Below are 15,761 nucleotides of genomic sequence, written 5' to 3'. Positions count from 1 at the left end.
GTCTGCCGCCGGGGCGGTCAGGCCGGATTGGACGAATGCGATCCGGGTGCGGTCAGCGCGGCCGGAGTGGCGCCGGCGAACTCGCGGAACTCCCGGATCAGGTGCGACTGGTCGTAGTAGCCCCACCGGGCGGCCCGCTCCGCCCACCCGGAGTCGTCCGGCACGGCGGCGTCCGCGGTGAGCAGCGTCCGGCCCAGGCTCGCGTACGCCCGCTCGAAGCGCAGCAGGCGGGCGACGGTCTTCGGCGGCAGGCCGAACTCCCGCCGGAACCGGACCGACAGGTGGCGGCGGGACCAGCCCAGTTCCCCGGCGAGCGTGGTCACGCCGACCGCTCCCCCGCTGCCGTCCAGACGCCGCCAGGCCGCCGCCAGGTGCGGGTCCAGCGGCGCGGTCGCCGCCAGCCGTGCGGCCAGGGCGGCGTCGAGCCGGGCGAAGCGCTCCGGCCAGCCCGGCTCGCCGGCCAGCTCGTCGCGCAGCCGGGCCAGCCAGCCCGCCACCGCGTCGAGAGGCACCGCCCGGTTGGTCAGCTCGGCCAGGGGCAGCCCGAGCAGGCGGCGTGCCGCCGGGGCGGTGAGCAGCACCTGCACCCCGGTGCCGGTTCCGGCCGTCCGGGTGGCGCACCAGCCGTCGAACGGGCCGGCCAGGAAGGCGTTGGCGGCGTACGCGCCCTCACCGGGGGCACGCGGGTCGGTCACGTCGAGGGGGTCGCCCCAGCCGAGGATCAGCACCACGAACGCGCCCGCCACCTCCCGGCGTACGAGCGGGACGGGCGCGTCCTCGCGGTAGCCGAGGTAGCGGTCCACCCACTGGCGCAGCCGCGGGTCGGGCCGCCCGATGACGGCCTCGGTCAGCATCGCGCCGCCTCGGCCGTCACGCCGGTCACCGGACCCCTGCGGCGTCCATCCCGCGCAGCTCCTTCTTGAGGTCGGCCACCTCGTCGCGGATCCGCGCGGCCAGCTCGAACTGCAGCTCGCGCGCGGCGGCGAGCATCTGGTCGTTGAGCTCCTGGATGAGGTTGGCCAGGTCGGCCCGGGCCATCCCCTCCCGCGACGGGGTGGCCGCGGCGCCCCGGCGGCTGCGGGTCTCCTTGACCGGCGCCTTGCCCCGCGACAACTGCCGCACGGCCCCGCCGACGTTGCTGTTATCGGTGTCCTCCGCCTCGCGATAGATGTCGTCGAGGATGTCGTGGATCTTCTTGCGCAGCGGCTCCGGCTTGATGCCGTTCGCCTCGTTGTGCGCGATCTGCTTGGCCCGGCGCCGGTTGGTCTCGTCGATCGCGTCCGCCATCGACGGCGTGATCTTGTCGGCGTACATGTGGACCTGGCCGGAGACGTTACGGGCCGCGCGACCGATGGTCTGGATCAGCGACCGGCCGCTGCGCAGGAAGCCCTCCTTGTCGGCGTCGAGGATCGCCACGAGCGAGACCTCGGGCAGGTCGAGACCCTCCCGGAGCAGGTTGATGCCGACCAGCACGTCGTAGTCGCCCTTGCGCAGCTCGCGCAGCAGCTCGACACGGCGCAGGGTGTCGACCTCGGAGTGCAGGTAGCGCACCCGGATGCCGTTCTCCAGCAGGTAGTCGGAGAGGTCCTCGGCCATCTTCTTGGTGAGCGTGGTGACGAGCACCCGCTCGTCCCGCTCGGTACGCAGCTTGATCTCGTGCATGAGGTCGTCGATCTGCCCCTTGGTCGGCTTGACCACCACCTCGGGGTCGATCAGGCCGGTGGGCCGGATCACCTGCTCGACGAACTCGCCCTGCGCCTGCTCCAGCTCCCACGGGCCGGGGGTGGCGGAGAGGAAGACCATCTGGCCCACCCGCTCCAGGAACTCGTCGAAGCGCAGCGGCCGGTTGTCGGCGGCGCTGGGGAGCCGGAAGCCGTGGTCGATGAGCATCCGCTTGCGGGAGGCGTCGCCCTCGTACATGCCGCCGATCTGCGGGATGGTCACGTGCGACTCGTCGACCACCGTGAGGAAGTCGTCGGGGAAGTAGTCGAGCAGGCAGTGCGGCGGGCTGCCCGGCAGCCGGCCGTCGATGTGCATGGAGTAGTTCTCGATGCCGGAGCAGAAGCCCACCTGGCGCATCATCTCGATGTCGTAGGTGGTGCGCATGCGCAGCCGCTGGGCCTCCAGCAGCTTGCCCTGCCGTTCCAACTCGGCCAGCCGCTCGCCCAGCTCGGCCTCGATGTCGCGGATCGCCCGTTCCATCCGCTCGGGACCGGCGGCGTAGTGCGTGGCCGGGAAGATCATCAGGCTGTCGACCTCGCGGACCACGTCACCGGTCAGCGGGTTGAGGTAGTAGAGCTTCTCGATCTCGTCACCGAACAGCTCGATCCGGACCGCCAGCTCCTCGTACGCCGGGATGATCTCCAGCGTGTCGCCGCGGACCCGGAAGGTGCCGCGCTGGAAGGCCATGTCGTTGCGCGCGTATTGAATGTCGACCAGCCGGCGCAGCAGCTGGTCACGGTCCAGCTCCTGCCCGACCTTGACCCGCACGGCCCGGTCGAGGTATTCCTCCGGCGTGCCCAGGCCGTAGATCGCCGAGACGGTGGCGACCACGATGACGTCCCGCCGGGTGAGCAGCGACATCGTGGCCGAGTGCCGCAGCCGCTCGACCTCCTCGTTGATCGAGGAGTCCTTCTCGATGTAGGTGTCGGTCTGCGGGATGTAGGCCTCGGGCTGGTAGTAGTCGTAGTAGGAGACGAAGTATTCGACCGCGTTGTGCGGCATCAGCTCGCCGAACTCCTTCGCGAGCTGGGCGGCGAGGGTCTTGTTGGGGGCGAGCACCAGGGTCGGCCGCTGGAGCCGCTCGACCAGCCACGCCGTGGTGGCGCTCTTGCCCGTGCCGGTCGCGCCGAGCAGCACCGTGTTGCGGTCGCCGCGCCGCACGCGACGCTCAAGCTCGTCGATGGCAGCCGGCTGGTCACCGGCCGGCTGGAACTCACTGACGACCTGGAAGCGGCCGTCGAGCCGGGGAATGTCGAGCGCCATGACACCAACCGTACGCCCGCGGTCCGACACTTCCGGCCACGACCACCGACCGTCCCTGATCGGCTTCGATATTCCCATTGTGTGGCTCATCTCACCGGTCTACCCTCGTACCGTAGGCCGCTCGCGGCGGCCGACCGGGCCGGTGATCGCCCCTCGCGGGCCGGTCGCCCCCGGCGCCAGGGCCGCAGCACCCGGGACGACCGGCGTGCGCGCCGACGGTGGTCGCGCGCAGCGCTGACCGGCCGCCGCGAGCGCCCCTGCTCGTCACCGAAACCCCGCTCTCGCGTTCTCCACTCGTGGGGACCTCTCCCGACCGCCGGCCGCGACGCGAGCCCGGCACGCCCCCGCCCGCCGACAAGCCGGGCCGCCAGCGCGGCGTGAGCCGCCCGCACCGGCTCTCCGCACGTGGCGACGGCGACCAGGCCGTACCCCGGGAACCGGGTCGCGGCCACCGCCGCGGCCGCACCGGCGCACCGACCCGGCCCGCCACCGTGGCCGGCCGGCGCCGCCGCGCCGACCCGCTCGCCGGCCGCCGTCCCACACTCACCACCCGGCCGGGCGGCGACCCGGAACTGGACGGCGCCGACGACCCGCCGGACGGGCCGGACCGGCGCCGGATCGCGCTCGCCGCGCTCGTAGCGGCAGCCGCGCTCTCCGCCGCGACGCTCGTCGCCGGGCTGCTGACCTGGGTACCCGGCCGCGGCGACGACACCGGGACGGCACGCCCGCTCACCGCCGCCGAGGCCGACCGGGTGGCCGCGCTGCGGGTCACCAACCTGCGCGACGTACGCGCCGGCGTCCGGGTCACGGTCGGCGCCGGCGGCGCCCGTACCGAACTGGTCGGCTGGGTCGACTGGGCCCGCCCCCTGGTCTATCTGGACGTCGGCGGCCCGGGCGCGGGCGACGACCGGAGCCTGGTCCAGGCCACCGCGTCCGCGCTGCTGGTGCGGCCCGACCCCGGCGCGCTGCCCACCCCGGCCCGGCCCCCGCTGGTGCCGCCGGCGGACCGGTGGCGGATGCGGTCCCCGGCCGGCGGGCACGGCCTCGGCGCGGTACGCGACCTGCTGATCGGGCTCGGCGCCGACCGGGTCGACAGGCCCGCCGCCGACGGCCGGTGGCTACGCGCCGACCGGGTCGGCGGCATCCCGGTGGACGTGCTCCAGGCATCCCTCGCACCGCCTGGTGACCCGCGGCCGACGCTGTGGGTGGACGCCGACGCCCGGCTGCACCGGCTCACCGGCCGGCTGGCGGACGGGACACCCGTCACCGTCGACCTGACCCGCGCCGACCGGCCCACACTGCATCCGGTGGACGCCCTCGGCGGCCGGCCCGGGCAGCCCCGGGCGCTCAGCGACGACGAAGTCGCCCGGCTGGCCGCGCTGCCCGCCCGGCTCCGGGCACTGCGCGGCGCGGCGGTGACGGTGTCCGCTCCGCTCGCCCCGTCGGCGAACCTGCGGGCCACCGGCACGGTGGACTGGACGAGCCCGTCGGCGTACCTCGCGGTGACCGAGGAGGGCAGCGGCAGGCGTACCCTCCGGTGGGTCCTGCCGGGACGGGTGGCCGAGGTGCAGCGATCCCCCGACGGGCCCGCCACTCCCCCGGCACCGGTGCCGGCCGCGCTGCTCGCGGCCGCCGCGCGCCCGCCCGGCGACGACCTGGACCGGCTGCTCGACGCGGCGCTGCGGGCGGCCCGGCGCGCGCCCGCCGGTGACACCGTCCGGGTCCGGGAGGACCGGCTGGGCGACCGGACGGTCGACGTGTTCGAGGTGCCGGGCGGCAGACGCCTGTGGCTGGACCGGGGCGGTGTGCCGCAGCGGATGGAACTGCGGACCGGGCCGGGCGTGTGGATCCGGCTGGACCTCACGCCGGGCCGTGCGGCGGGCAGCGGCGGATCGTCGGCCTCGACGTCGCGCTGAACCGGCGCGGCCTCCGCGGTCCGCCGAACCGGCGCCGCCGGGACGGCCCGGTCAGGGCCGCCAGCCGGTCTGCGCGGCCCACTCCTCGGCACGCAGGTGCTCCTCGTCGAACCAGGGATCGGTCACCGTGCCCCAAGCGGCGTGCTCCGGCGCGGCGGCCGCCAGCTCCCGCTTCACCTGGAGGTAGTCGGCCCGCCGCGCCGGGTCGGCACGCAGGTGGTCGCGCATCAGCAGCGCGTACCGCCAGCCGGGCGAACCGGCCTCCCGCAGGTGCAGGCGCACCGGACGCGCCGGGTCCGCGCCGCCGTGCAGCCGCTTGGCCCAGCGCACCGGCTCCGGCTGTCGCGGGGCGTCCCACCACTCGCCCGGCAGCCGCGGGAAACCCGCCTCGGCCAGCCGCTGCGCGAGCGGCCCGTCCGCCTCGTTCAGCGAGGACACAGTCACCTGGATGTCGATCACGTCCGGCGCGGCGAGTCCCGGCACGGCGGTGGAGCCGACGTGGTCGACCCGGATCTCACCGCCGGCCGCGTGGCGGATCCGGGCGGCCAGCCGGGCGTACTGCTCGGGCCAGGTCGGGTCCGGTCCGGCGAGCGCCGCCGGGTCGGGCGGGACGGCGCGGCGTTCGCGGACGTTGCGCTCGTAGGGCGACAGGCGGTCCCGCCAGAGGGCGTCCACGGCGGCGTGCAGGTCGGTGAGCGTGCCGTCGTTGGTCAGGAGCACGTCGGCGATCGCACGGCGGGTGGCGTCGTCGGCCTGCGCGGCGATGCGCCGCTCGGCCTCCGCCGGGGCCATGCCCCGGTCGCGGGTCAGCCGGGCCATCCGGGTCGGCACGGCCGTCTGCACCACGACCACCAGGTGGTACGTCGGCGCGAGTCCCACCTCGGCCAGCAGCGGTACGTCGTTCACCACGATCGCGTCGGCGGGGGCGGCGGCGGCCAGCTCGGCGCTGCGCGCGCGTACCCGGGGGTGGGTGATCCCTTCGAGCGTGCGGCGGGCCGCCTCGTCGCCGAAGACCAGCGCGCCGAGGGCGGCCCGGTCCAGCGCCCCGTCGGCGTCCAGGACCTTCTCGGAGAAGGCGGCGACGACCTCGGCCAGCCCGTCGGTGCCGGGCGCGACGATCTCGCGGGCGATGCGGTCCGAGTCGACGATCACCGCGCCCAGCGTGGCGAGCCGGCTCGCCACCGCGCTCTTGCCCGATCCGATTCCGCCGGTCAGCCCCACCTTCAGCACCCGGACAGTCAACCGGATCTGCCGTCCGCATGCCAAACCCTTCCGGCGTACGACGTGGGCCCCGCCCCCGGCGCTCCGCTGGTGCAGAACGCGGGGACGGGGCCCGTCGTCAGAGGCAGTCGCCGGCTCGTCCGGTGGGACGAACAGGCGTCAGCGTCCGGTCACTTGCCGCCGGCGAGCTTCTCCCGCAGCGCGGCGAGCGCCTCGTCGGTCGCGAGCGTGCCGGCCGGCTCCTCGGCCTGACGGCTCGGGGCCGAGGTCGAGGTGGTGGTGCCGGTGGTGGCCGGAGCCGGGTTGGCGGCGGCCTCGGCGTCGGCGGCGCGGGAGGTCTGCACCTGCTTGGTGTGGGCCTCCCAGCGCTGACGCGCCTCGGCGTACTGCTGCTCCCAGGTCTCGCGCTGCTTGTCGTAGCCCTCGAGCCACTCGCCCGTCTCCGGGTCGAAGCCCTCCGGGTAGATGTAGTTGCCCTGGTCGTCGTACGTCGCGGCCATGCCGTAGAGGGTCGGGTCGAAGTGCTCCTCGCCCTCGACGAAGCCCTCGTTGGCCTGCTTGAGCGACAGCGAGATCCGGCGGCGCTCCAGGTCGATGTCGATGACCTTGACCATGACCTCGGAGCCGACCTGCACGACCTGCTCCGGGATCTCCACGTGGCGCTCGGCCAGCTCGGAGATGTGGACCAGGCCCTCGATGCCGTCGTCCACGCGGACGAACGCACCGAACGGCACCAGCTTGGTGACCTTACCCGGCACGATCTGCTGGATCGCGTGGGTGCGGGCGAACTGACGCCACGGGTCCTCCTGCGTCGCCTTCAGCGACAGCGAGACCCGCTCGCGGTCCAGGTCGACGTCCAGGACCTCGACCTCGACCTCCTGGCCCACCTCGACGACCTCGGACGGGTGGTCGATGTGCTTCCAGGACAGCTCGGAGACGTGCACGAGGCCGTCCACGCCGCCCAGGTCGACGAACGCGCCGAAGTTGACGATCGAGGAGACGACGCCCTTGCGGACCTGCCCCTTCTGGAGCTTGTTGAGGAACTCGGTGCGCACCTCGGACTGCGTCTGCTCCAGCCAGGCACGGCGGGACAGGACCACGTTGTTGCGGTTCTTGTCCAGCTCGATGATCTTGGCTTCGAGCTCGCGGCCGACGTACGGCTGCAGGTCACGCACACGCCGCATCTCGACGAGCGACGCGGGCAGGAAGCCACGCAGGCCGATGTCGAGGATGAGACCACCCTTGACGACCTCGATGACCGAACCGCGGACGACGCCGTCCTCGTCCTTGATCTTCTCGATCGTGCCCCAGGCCCGCTCGTACTGCGCCCGCTTCTTGGAGAGGATCAGCCGACCCTCCTTGTCCTCCTTCTGGAGGACGAGGGCCTCGATGTGGTCACCCACCGAAACGACCTCGGCCGGGTCCACGTCGTGCTTGATCGACAACTCCCGAGAGGGGATGACACCCTCGGTCTTGTAGCCGATGTCGAGCAGGACCTCGTCCCGATCGACCTTGACGACGGTGCCTTCGACAATGTCGCCGTCGTTGAAGTACTTGATGGTCTCGTCGATCGCGGCGAGGAAAGCTTCCTCAGAGCCGAGGTCGTCGTGGGTGACCTTGTTGGCGCTCGAGGTGGCCTCGATGCTGCTCGTCATGTGGGCGGTTGCTCCGGTCGGATGGGTTGTCACAGCGGGCATGGGTGTCGCGGTGACTCTGCCGCGCCAACGGATCCGTCGCCGGGCACACCGAACGATCGACGCGAGAAGATCATTAGTGGCTCCGGTGACCGCGCACCTGCTCCCTGCCGAGGCACACGATCCGCGAGCGCATCGTCTAGCCTACCCGCTGCATTACCACAGCGTGCAAGCCCTCCCGGGTCCGCGCGAACTCATCCGCTGCGAAAGCGGAGATTTTGCGCGGTAAGGTGCCACAGCTGTCTCGTCCGTCACATCCGCCCCAGCCACCACCCCACCGCACCGGGTCCGGGCCGCCGGACCTAGCGTGAACCCGTGGACGACGACAGGGTGACCCGCCGACGGGTCGACGCCGGGGAGATCCGCCGCGCGAACCGCGGATGGTGGGACACCGACGCCGACGCGTACCAGGCCGAGCACGGCGCGTTCCTCGGCGACGCCGACTTCGTCTGGTGCCCGGAAGGGCTGCGAGAGGCCGACGCCCGGCTGCTCGGCGACGTCGCCGGGCGGCGGATCCTCGAACTCGGCGCCGGGGCGGCCGCCGCCGCACGCTGGCTCGCCGCCCAGGGCGCCCGGCCGGTCGCGCTGGACCTGTCCGCAGGCATGTTGCGGCACGCCGCCGAGGCCGCCGGGCGCACCGGGGTACGCGTGCCGCTGGTGCAGGCCGACGCGCTCGCCCTGCCGTTCGCCGACGCCGCGTTCGACACCGTCTGCACCGCGTTCGGCGCGATCCCGTTCGTGGACGACTCGGCGGCGGCGATGCGCGAGGTGGCCCGGGTGCTGCGCCCCGGCGGCCGGTGGGTCTTCTCGGTCACCCACCCGATGCGCTGGATCTTCCTGGACGACCCGGGCGAGGGCGGGCTGACCGCCGTGCACTCGTACTTCGACCGCTCCCCCTACGTCGAGCAGGACGAGCACGGGGTGGCCACGTACGTCGAGCAGCACCGCACCCTGGGCGACCGGATCCGGGAGCTGGTCGGCGCCGGGTTCCGCCTGCTGGACCTGGTGGAGCCGGAGTGGCCGGCCGGGCACGAGGGGATCTGGGGGCAGTGGAGCCCGTTGCGCGGGCGGCTGTTCCCCGGCACGGCGATCTTCGTCGCGGAGAAGCCGGCGGACTGAGCGCGTCGCACGTCCGGTGCGACACGGGCTCCGGCACCCGGCGGTACGCTCGCCGCATGAGCGCCGAGCCCATCCCGACATCACCTGGCCCCTGGTGTCCGGACCCGATGCGGCAGCAGCGTGCGGACTACACGCTGGAGGATCTGCTCACCCTGCCGGACGACGCCCCCCGCGTCGAACTCGTCGACGGAGTCTTCCAGGTGACACCCTCCCCCACCCTGGGCCACCAGACAATCTCCAGCCTGCTGTGGCTCTGGCTTCGATCGCACGCACCGGTTCACCTGCGGGCGTCCCAAGCCGTCGGGGTCGGGCTCAGCCCCAACACCAGCCGCCAACCGGACGTCCTGCTCCACCACGCCGAGCTGCCGAGCGACAGGTCCCTCCTGCGACCGGCGGACGTCGTCCTGGCCGTCGAGATCGTCTCCCCCGGCACCCGGCGGGTCGACCGGTTCGCCAAGCCGGGCGAGTACGCCGCCGCGGGGATCCCCTTCTACTGGCGGATCGAGCAGGATCCGGTGCACCTCTACGCGTACCGGCTCGGTGACCGGATCGGCCCCGGCGGCGAGCGGCAGTACGAGCTGGTGGACGACAGCAGCGAGGTGATCGAGCTGTCCGAGCCCTTCGCGATCAAGCTGCCGATCGCGGAGAGCCGGCCCTGACCACGCCGTTACTCGGTACCCGCCGCGGGTAACCGGGCGGCATGGCCGAGAACGAGTTCCGCGCCAGCGACCACGTCTCCTGGGCCAGCCACAGCGGCCGGGCGTACGGCGTCGTCAAGGAGAAGCTGACCGAGCGCACCCACGTCCGCGGGCACACCGTGAACGCCTCGCCCGAGCAACCGCAGTACCGGATCACCAACGACGACTCGGGCCGCGACGTGGCCCACCGCCCGGAGGTGCTTCGCCATGAGTCGCGCTGAGGATCCGCAGCAGACGTACCGGGAGTTCACCGACGCGGTGAACATGAAGCCGGGCGAGCTGTCCCGCTGGCTGGAGAGCGAGGAGTCCAAGCACGTCGGCTGGCACAAGAAGGGCACCCAGGGCGGCGAGTCGGTCGGCCACGACTCCGGCCGGCGCATCGTCGACCTGCTGCGCCGCAAGCGCGCCGACCTCACCGCCGCCGACTACAAGCACATGCGCAAGGTGATCGGGTACGTCCACCGCCACCTGGCGCAGCGGCCCGCAGGCGACGTCCGGGACACCAGGTGGCGCTGGTCGCTGATGAACTGGGGTCACGACCCGCTCAAGGGCTGAGCCGCCCGGTCCGTTAGCCGCGCGTTGGTACCGTGCCGGCGATGACGACAGACGTCCCGACCGCCGGCCGTCATCCCCGCGCCGGGCGGGTGGTCCTCGTGGCGGGCCTCGGGCTCGTCGCCGTCGCGGCGCTCCTCCTGGTGGTGACCGGGAACACCGGCATCCGGTACAGCGCCGACCACGACGGCACCGTACCGATGTGGAGCCGGTGGATACCGGCACTGGCCGGGATCGCGCTGATCCGGCTGATCCCGCCCGCACCCGACCCGAGGTGGCCGGACCCGGTCGCGCCCTACCGCGAGGCGGTGCCGCTGCTGCTGGCCGGGATCGCGTTCGCCGCCGTCATGCCGCTGCTGGGCGGCGAACCCGCGTACACCGTGTTGAAGCTGGCGCTGCTGCTCGGCGTACCCACCGTGGTGTTCCTGGCCGCGCGCCGGTGGCCGCCGCGGTGGCGGCCGGGCCCGGCCCCGGCGGACGCCGCCCACCGGTGGGGTCCGGCGCTGCCGGTGGCGGTGTGGCTGGTGCTCAGCTACGCGACGCCGCTGGCCGTGCCGGCGAGCGACTGGGGGCGGACCGTCACGCCGGTCGAGCTGGCCGTCACGCTGCTGGTGGCCTTCGCGGTGAACGCGCTGCTGGAGGAGGTCTTCTACCGGCGGTGGCTGCAGACCCGGTGGGAGTCGCTGCTGGGACGCTGGCCGGCGATCGTGCTCGCGTCGCTGGTGTGGGCGGCCTGGCACGTGGCCATCCAGGGCAGCGGCCGGCCCGCCGTCGACCTGGCGTCGGTGATCGTGAACCAGGGGGTCGCCGGGCTGTTCCTCGGCTACCTGTGGTCGCGGTACCGCCGGATGTGGCCGCTGCTCGTGGTGCACGGCGCGGTCAACGCGATGCCGGTCCTGCTCGGTCTCTGACCGGCCGCTTGACCCTGCCGCAGGCGGCAGGGTCGGACGATGCCGGCATGGAACGCCGCACGCCACGCGTCGCCGTGGTCACCGGTGCGGGGACCGGCATCGGCCGGGCCACCGCACGATCCCTCGCCACCTCCGGGTACGCAGTGGTCGCGGTCGGCCGGCGCGCCGCGCCGCTGGCGGAGACCGCCGCCGGCCGGCCGGGTATCGCCCCGCTGACGGCCGACGTCACCGCTCCCGACGGGCCGGACCGGGTCGTCGGCGCCGCGCTCGACCGGTACGGCCGCCTGGACGTCCTGGTCAACAACGCGGGCGTGGCCGGCGGCGGGCCGCTGGCGGAGCTGGACGAGGACGCCGCCCGGCGGCAGCTGGAGACGAACCTGCTCGCGCCGATCCGGCTGGCGCACGCCGCCGTCGAGGCGCTCGCCGCGACCCGTGGCGTGATCGTCAACGTCACCACGTCGGTCGGCCTGCGCGCCTGGCCGGGCAGTTCGGTGTACGCGGCGGGCAAGGCCGCGCTGGACTCGCTGACCCGCAGCTGGGCGGTGGAACTCGCGCCGCTCGGCGTCCGGGTGGTGGCGGTGGCGCCCGGCGCGGTCGACACTCCCATCGGCGAGCACAGTGGCCTCTCCCCCGAGCGGCGCGCGGCGGTACGGGACTGGCAGCTCGCACACACCCCGGCGGGCCGGATCGGCCGCCCGGAGGACGTAGCCTGGGCGATCCGGCGGCTGTGCGAGCCGGAGGCGGACTTCGTCACCGGTGTGGTGCTGCCGGTGGACGGGGGCGCGGTGGTCGCGTGAGAGGACGGTGGCGGCGGTGCGGATCGGCGCGGTGGCGAAGGCGACGGGCTGCACGCCGCGTGCCCTGCGGCACTACGAGGAACACGGGCTCATCGCCTCGGCCCGGGCCGCGAACGGTTATCGCGAGTACGACGCCGCGGTCGTCACCCGGGTCCGCAACATCCGTCACCTGCTCGACGCCGGGCTGACGCTGGACGACGTGCGGGTCTTCCTGCCCTGCCTGGACGGGGACGTGGCGTCGGCGCCGCCGTCCCCGGCGGGGCTGCGGGTCGGCCGGGAGCGGCTGGCCGTGCTGGACGCCCGGATCGCGGCCCAGGTGGCCGTCCGGGACCGCCTGGCCGCCGCCCTCCAGGCCGCCGCCCCTGCGCCCTCGCCCCTGCTCCCGCCTCCTTCGCCGCCTCCTCTTGTGCGGTGATCAAGGAGTTTGTGTCCCCGAACGGGCTCGGGCGTGACACAAACTCCTTGATCACCGCCGGGGCGGGTGGGTGGGCGGTGGCCGGCGCGGGTGGGGCGGCGGTGGGGTCAGTGGTCGGCGCTGTTCCAGTCGCGGCCGTCGCCCACCGAGACCTCCAGCGGCACCGACAGCGGGTACGCCTCGCCCATCTGCTTGCGCACCAGCGCCTCCAGCGTCTCCCGCTCGCCCGGGGCGACCTCGAAGACCAGCTCGTCGTGCACCTGCAGCAGCATCCGCGACCGCAGCCCGGCGTCGCGCAGCGCGCTGTCGACGTGCAGCATCGCGACCTTGATGATGTCGGCCGCCGAACCCTGGATCGGGGCGTTGAGCGCCATCCGCTCGGCCATCTCGCGGCGCTGCCGGTTGTCGCTGACCAGGTCTGGCAGGTAGCGGCGGCGGCCCAGGATGGTGGAGGTGTAGCCGTCCTGGCGGGCGCGGGCCACCACCTCCTGGAGGTAGTCGCGGACCCCGCCGAACCCGGCGAAGTAGTTCTCCATCAGCCCGCGCGCCTCCTCGGCGCTGATGCCGAGCTGCTGGGACAGGCCGAACGCGCTGAGCCCGTACGCCAGGCCGTAGTTCATGGCCTTGATCTTGCGGCGCTGGTCGGCGGTCACGTCGCCGACCTCGACAGTGAAGACCGATGACGCGGTGGCGGCGTGGAAGTCGTGCCCGGAGTTGAACGCCTCGATCAGCGCGTCGTCCGAGGACAGATGCGCCATGATCCGCATCTCGATCTGGCTGTAGTCGGCGGTGAGCAGGCACTCGTAGCCCTCGCCGACCACGAACGCGCGCCGGATCCGCCGCCCCTCCTCGGTGCGGATCGGGATGTTCTGCAGGTTCGGCTCGGTGGAGGACAGCCGCCCGGTCGCCGCCACGGTCTGGTTGAACGTGGTGTGGATGCGGCCGTCGTCGGAGACGGACTTGAGCAGCCCGTCGACAGTCGACTTGAGCTTCGCGACGTCACGGTGCCGCAGCAGGTGGTGCAGAAGCGGGTGCTCGGTCTGCGCGAACAGCCACTGGAGCGCGTCGGCGTCGGTGGTGTAGCCGGTCTTGATCCGCTTGGTCTTGGGCAGGCCCAGCTCGGTGAAGAGGATCTCCTGCAACTGCTTCGGCGACCCGAGGTTGAACTCCCGGCCGACCACCTCGTACGCGCCCTGGGCGGCGGCCTTCACCTCGGCGGCGAAGTGCGCCTCCAGCTCGGAGAGGTAGTCGGTGTCGGCGGCGATGCCGGTGCGCTCCATGGTGGCGAGCACCCGCATCAGCGGCAGCTCCACGCCGGCCATCAGCCGGGCCGACTGCTCGCCGTCGCGGGACAGCTCGGCGTCGATCGCGTCGGCCAGGTCGAGCGTGGCGCGGGCCTGGAGCATGAGGTTCTGCTCGGCCACGCCCTCGTCGCCGAGCCCGTCGAGAGTGAGCTGACCGGTCTCCGGCGCGTCGACGCGCAGCTCCCGGTGCAGGTAGCGCAGCGCCAGGTCGGTCAGGTCGTAGGAGCGCTGGTCGGGGCGGGCCAGGTAGGCGGCGATCTGGGTGTCGCGGGCGATGCCGTGCAGCTCCCAGCCGTGCGCGGCGAACGCCAGCACCGCCGGCTTGCTGTCGTGCAGCACCTTCGGGCGCTCCGCGTCGGCCAGCCACCCGGCCAGCGCGGCCTCGTCGCCGGCGTCCAGCCGGCTCGGGTCGAACCAGGCGCCCGCGCCGGCGGCGGTGGCCAGCGCCATCGCGGTCACGGTGGCGGTGTGCCGGCGGTTGGGGCCGGTGTCGAGCGTGACCGCCAGGCCTACCGGTGCGCCCGCCGGGGCGTGCGTGCCGAGCCAGCCCGCGAGCGCGCCCGGCTCGGTGAGCACCTCGCCTGCGAGATCGAAGCCCGCCTCGGCCTCCGGCTCGACCGCTTCCAGGTATTGGTAGAGCCGGTCACGCAGGATGCGGAACTGGAGCGTGTCGAAGACCTGGTGCACCGCTTCGCGGTCCCAGCCCTGCCAGCGGGCGTCCTCGGGACGGACCGGCAGCTCCAGGTCGGAGACCAGGCAGTTGATCTCGTAGTTGCGGATCACGTCGGCCAGCCGCTCGCGCAGGCTGTCGCCGGCCTTGCCCTTGATCTCGTCGGCGCGGGCCACCACGCCCTCGACGCCGCCGTACAGGTTGATCCACTTGGCGGCGGTCTTCGGGCCGACGCCGGGCACGCCCGGCAGGTTGTCGCTGGTCTCGCCGACCAGCGCGGCCAGGTCGCGGTAGCGGTCCGGGGTGACGCCGTACTTCGCCTCGACCGCGGCCGGGTCCATCCGGGCCAGGTCGGAGACGCCCTTGCGCGGGTAGAGCACCGTCACCCGCTCGCCGACGAGCTGGAACGCGTCCCGGTCGCCGGTGGTGATCAGCACATCCATGCCCTGGTCGCGGGCCTGGCAGGCGAGCGTGGCGATGACGTCGTCGGCCTCGTAGCCCTCCTTCTCGACCACCGGCACGCGCAGCGCGGCGAGGACCTCCTTGACCAGGCTGACCTGGCCCTTGAAGTCGGTCGGGGTCTCGCTGCGGCCGGCCTTGTACTCCGCGTACCTGTCGGTGCGGAAGGAGCGGCGGGAGACGTCGAACGCCACGACGATGTGCGTCGGCTGCTCGTCGCGCAGCACGTTGATCAGCATCGAGGTGAAGCCGTAGACGGCGTTGGTCGGCTGCCCCGTGGTGGTGGAGAAGTTCTCCACAGGCAGGGCGAAGAACGCCCGGTATGCCAGGGAATGTCCGTCGACGAGGAGCAGGCGCGGCGTCGTAGCTGTCACGGCTGCGACTCTAGTCCGTACGCCCGACAACCTCGTGCAGCACGGCTGGTAGAGAGCCTGAGCAGGTCATCCAGTCTCACCACCGACCGCGCTTGCCTCCACAACCGCAGGTGCGCACTACTTCAAAGGGACGAGCTCAGAACCACCAAATGAGCGAATGACTTCCGCCAGCAATTATCACCGATAAGCAGATATGTCAATGCTTGATAATATTCAATGCGCAAATTAGCTTAACGTTCATGAAGGTCAAGATTGCGGCCACAGCGGCCGCTGCAGCGCTCGCAGCTACCGGCCTGATGGGTGTCACTACTGAAAGCGCGTCCGCCGATCCGGGACATTGTTGGGTGTCAGGGGCGATCGCAGATGCCAACCCATACACCCTTTACCAGATCCGGAACAAGTGCGGAAGCTCCATCAGAGTCCGAATCGTCTGGCAGTACGAGACCACAGGAGCTACACGAAAGGGCTCCTGCAAAACGATTCCGGCCTATGGTGACGCATGGTGGAGCGACACCTGGGCCTTCCGGTACTTCTGGGCAGAAAACTGCTAACTAGTACTCCAGCCGGGGATTGTGATCACGGCTCGGTGAGGGCTTGTCGGGTGTAGTGGCTGGTCATGGCTTGGGCTTGGTGGCGTCGTCGGCGG

General features: G+C 72.7%; 13 protein-coding genes and 1 pseudogene. 9 read left to right on the top strand and 5 right to left on the bottom strand.

Annotated features, from left to right (window positions below):
- Positions 1-17 precede the first annotated feature (17 nt).
- Positions 18-854 carry a helix-turn-helix domain-containing protein gene (locus FB454_RS25750; RefSeq protein WP_091331164.1) on the bottom strand — a complete coding sequence of 279 codons (837 nt, stop codon included), beginning with the start codon at positions 852-854 and terminating at the stop codon, positions 18-20.
- Positions 855-879: 25 nt separating this feature from the next.
- Positions 880-2,985: an excinuclease ABC subunit UvrB gene (gene uvrB / locus FB454_RS25745; protein ID WP_145751922.1), complete on the bottom strand. Its 2,106-nt coding sequence runs from the start codon at positions 2,983-2,985 to the stop codon at positions 880-882.
- Positions 2,986-3,281: 296 nt separating this feature from the next.
- Between uvrB and FB454_RS25740 the strand changes: the two genes are divergently transcribed.
- Positions 3,282-4,901, top strand: a complete 1,620-nt coding sequence (locus FB454_RS25740) for a hypothetical protein (protein ID WP_486481485.1) — start codon at positions 3,282-3,284, stop codon at positions 4,899-4,901.
- Between the two features lie 51 nt (positions 4,902-4,952).
- On the opposite strand, the gene coaE is transcribed toward FB454_RS25740, so the two are convergent.
- Together coaE and rpsA are read right to left on the bottom strand one after the other, a co-directional pair.
- Entirely contained in the window at positions 4,953-6,131 is a 1,179-nt protein-coding gene (gene coaE, locus FB454_RS25735) for a dephospho-CoA kinase (protein ID WP_030274131.1), read from the bottom strand.
- Positions 6,132-6,292: 161 nt separating this feature from the next.
- Positions 6,293-7,819: a 30S ribosomal protein S1 gene (rpsA, locus tag FB454_RS25730; protein ID WP_047893869.1), complete on the bottom strand. Its 1,527-nt coding sequence runs from the start codon at positions 7,817-7,819 to the stop codon at positions 6,293-6,295.
- Between the two features lie 312 nt (positions 7,820-8,131).
- On the opposite strand from rpsA, the gene FB454_RS25725 reads away from it, so the two are divergent.
- The 7 genes and pseudogenes from FB454_RS25725 to FB454_RS25695 all read left to right on the top strand — a co-directional run bounded on the left by FB454_RS25725 (position 8,132) and on the right by FB454_RS25695 (position 12,308).
- The gene (locus FB454_RS25725) at positions 8,132-8,935 is read left to right on the top strand and encodes a class I SAM-dependent methyltransferase (RefSeq protein ID WP_145751920.1); all 804 of its coding nucleotides are present in this window, start codon (positions 8,132-8,134) and stop codon (positions 8,933-8,935) included.
- Between the two features lie 107 nt (positions 8,936-9,042).
- Positions 9,043-9,594 carry a Uma2 family endonuclease gene (locus FB454_RS25720; protein WP_145751917.1) on the top strand — a complete coding sequence of 184 codons (552 nt, stop codon included), beginning with the start codon at positions 9,043-9,045 and terminating at the stop codon, positions 9,592-9,594.
- Between the two features lie 41 nt (positions 9,595-9,635).
- On the top strand, positions 9,636-9,854 hold the full coding sequence (locus FB454_RS25715; RefSeq protein ID WP_145751915.1) for a hypervirulence associated TUDOR domain-containing protein: 219 nt from the start codon (positions 9,636-9,638) through the stop codon (positions 9,852-9,854).
- A pseudogene (locus FB454_RS25710) lies at positions 9,841-10,185 on the top strand (DUF3140 domain-containing protein); the annotation flags it as partial. The gene FB454_RS25715 and the pseudogene FB454_RS25710, both read left to right, overlap by 14 nt.
- 44 nt (positions 10,186-10,229) lie before the next feature.
- Entirely contained in the window at positions 10,230-11,096 is an 867-nt protein-coding gene (locus FB454_RS25705; protein WP_145751913.1) for a CPBP family intramembrane glutamic endopeptidase, read from the top strand.
- A gap of 47 nt (positions 11,097-11,143) precedes the next feature.
- Positions 11,144-11,893, top strand: coding sequence for an SDR family NAD(P)-dependent oxidoreductase (locus FB454_RS25700; protein WP_145751911.1), 750 nt, complete (start codon positions 11,144-11,146; stop codon positions 11,891-11,893).
- A gap of 16 nt (positions 11,894-11,909) precedes the next feature.
- Entirely contained in the window at positions 11,910-12,308 is a 399-nt protein-coding gene (locus tag FB454_RS25695; RefSeq protein ID WP_047893874.1) for a MerR family transcriptional regulator, read from the top strand.
- 107 nt (positions 12,309-12,415) lie between these two features.
- Here the strand turns inward: FB454_RS25695 and polA are convergent, their stop codons facing one another.
- The gene (gene polA, locus FB454_RS25690; protein WP_145751909.1) at positions 12,416-15,115 is read right to left on the bottom strand and encodes a DNA polymerase I; all 2,700 of its coding nucleotides are present in this window, start codon (positions 15,113-15,115) and stop codon (positions 12,416-12,418) included.
- A gap of 239 nt (positions 15,116-15,354) precedes the next feature.
- On the opposite strand from polA, the gene FB454_RS35200 reads away from it, so the two are divergent.
- Positions 15,355-15,666, top strand: coding sequence for a hypothetical protein (locus FB454_RS35200; protein WP_222433942.1), 312 nt, complete (start codon positions 15,355-15,357; stop codon positions 15,664-15,666).
- Positions 15,667-15,761 lie beyond the last annotated feature (95 nt).

It is taken from the genome of Micromonospora sp. CNZ297 (genome assembly GCF_007827625.1).
Note: the sequence above shows the minus strand (reverse complement) of the source record. Positions and strands in the feature narration are given on the sequence as shown.

What these genes read in the sequence shown, in the direction of transcription:
- FB454_RS25750 (WP_091331164.1), bottom strand. Translation starts at nt 854, where the DNA reads ATGCTGACCGAGGCCGTCATCGGGCGGCCCGACCCGCGGCTGCGCCAG.
- uvrB (WP_145751922.1), bottom strand. Translation starts at nt 2,985, where the DNA reads ATGGCGCTCGACATTCCCCGGCTCGACGGCCGCTTCCAGGTCGTCAGT.
- rpsA (WP_047893869.1), bottom strand. Translation starts at nt 7,819, where the DNA reads ATGCCCGCTGTGACAACCCATCCGACCGGAGCAACCGCCCACATGACG.
- FB454_RS25720 (WP_145751917.1), top strand. Translation starts at nt 9,043, where the DNA reads ATGCGGCAGCAGCGTGCGGACTACACGCTGGAGGATCTGCTCACCCTG.
- FB454_RS25715 (WP_145751915.1), top strand. Translation starts at nt 9,636, where the DNA reads ATGGCCGAGAACGAGTTCCGCGCCAGCGACCACGTCTCCTGGGCCAGC.
- FB454_RS25705 (WP_145751913.1), top strand. Translation starts at nt 10,230, where the DNA reads ATGACGACAGACGTCCCGACCGCCGGCCGTCATCCCCGCGCCGGGCGG.
- FB454_RS25700 (WP_145751911.1), top strand. Translation starts at nt 11,144, where the DNA reads ATGGAACGCCGCACGCCACGCGTCGCCGTGGTCACCGGTGCGGGGACC.
- FB454_RS35200 (WP_222433942.1), top strand. Translation starts at nt 15,355, where the DNA reads ATGAAGGTCAAGATTGCGGCCACAGCGGCCGCTGCAGCGCTCGCAGCT.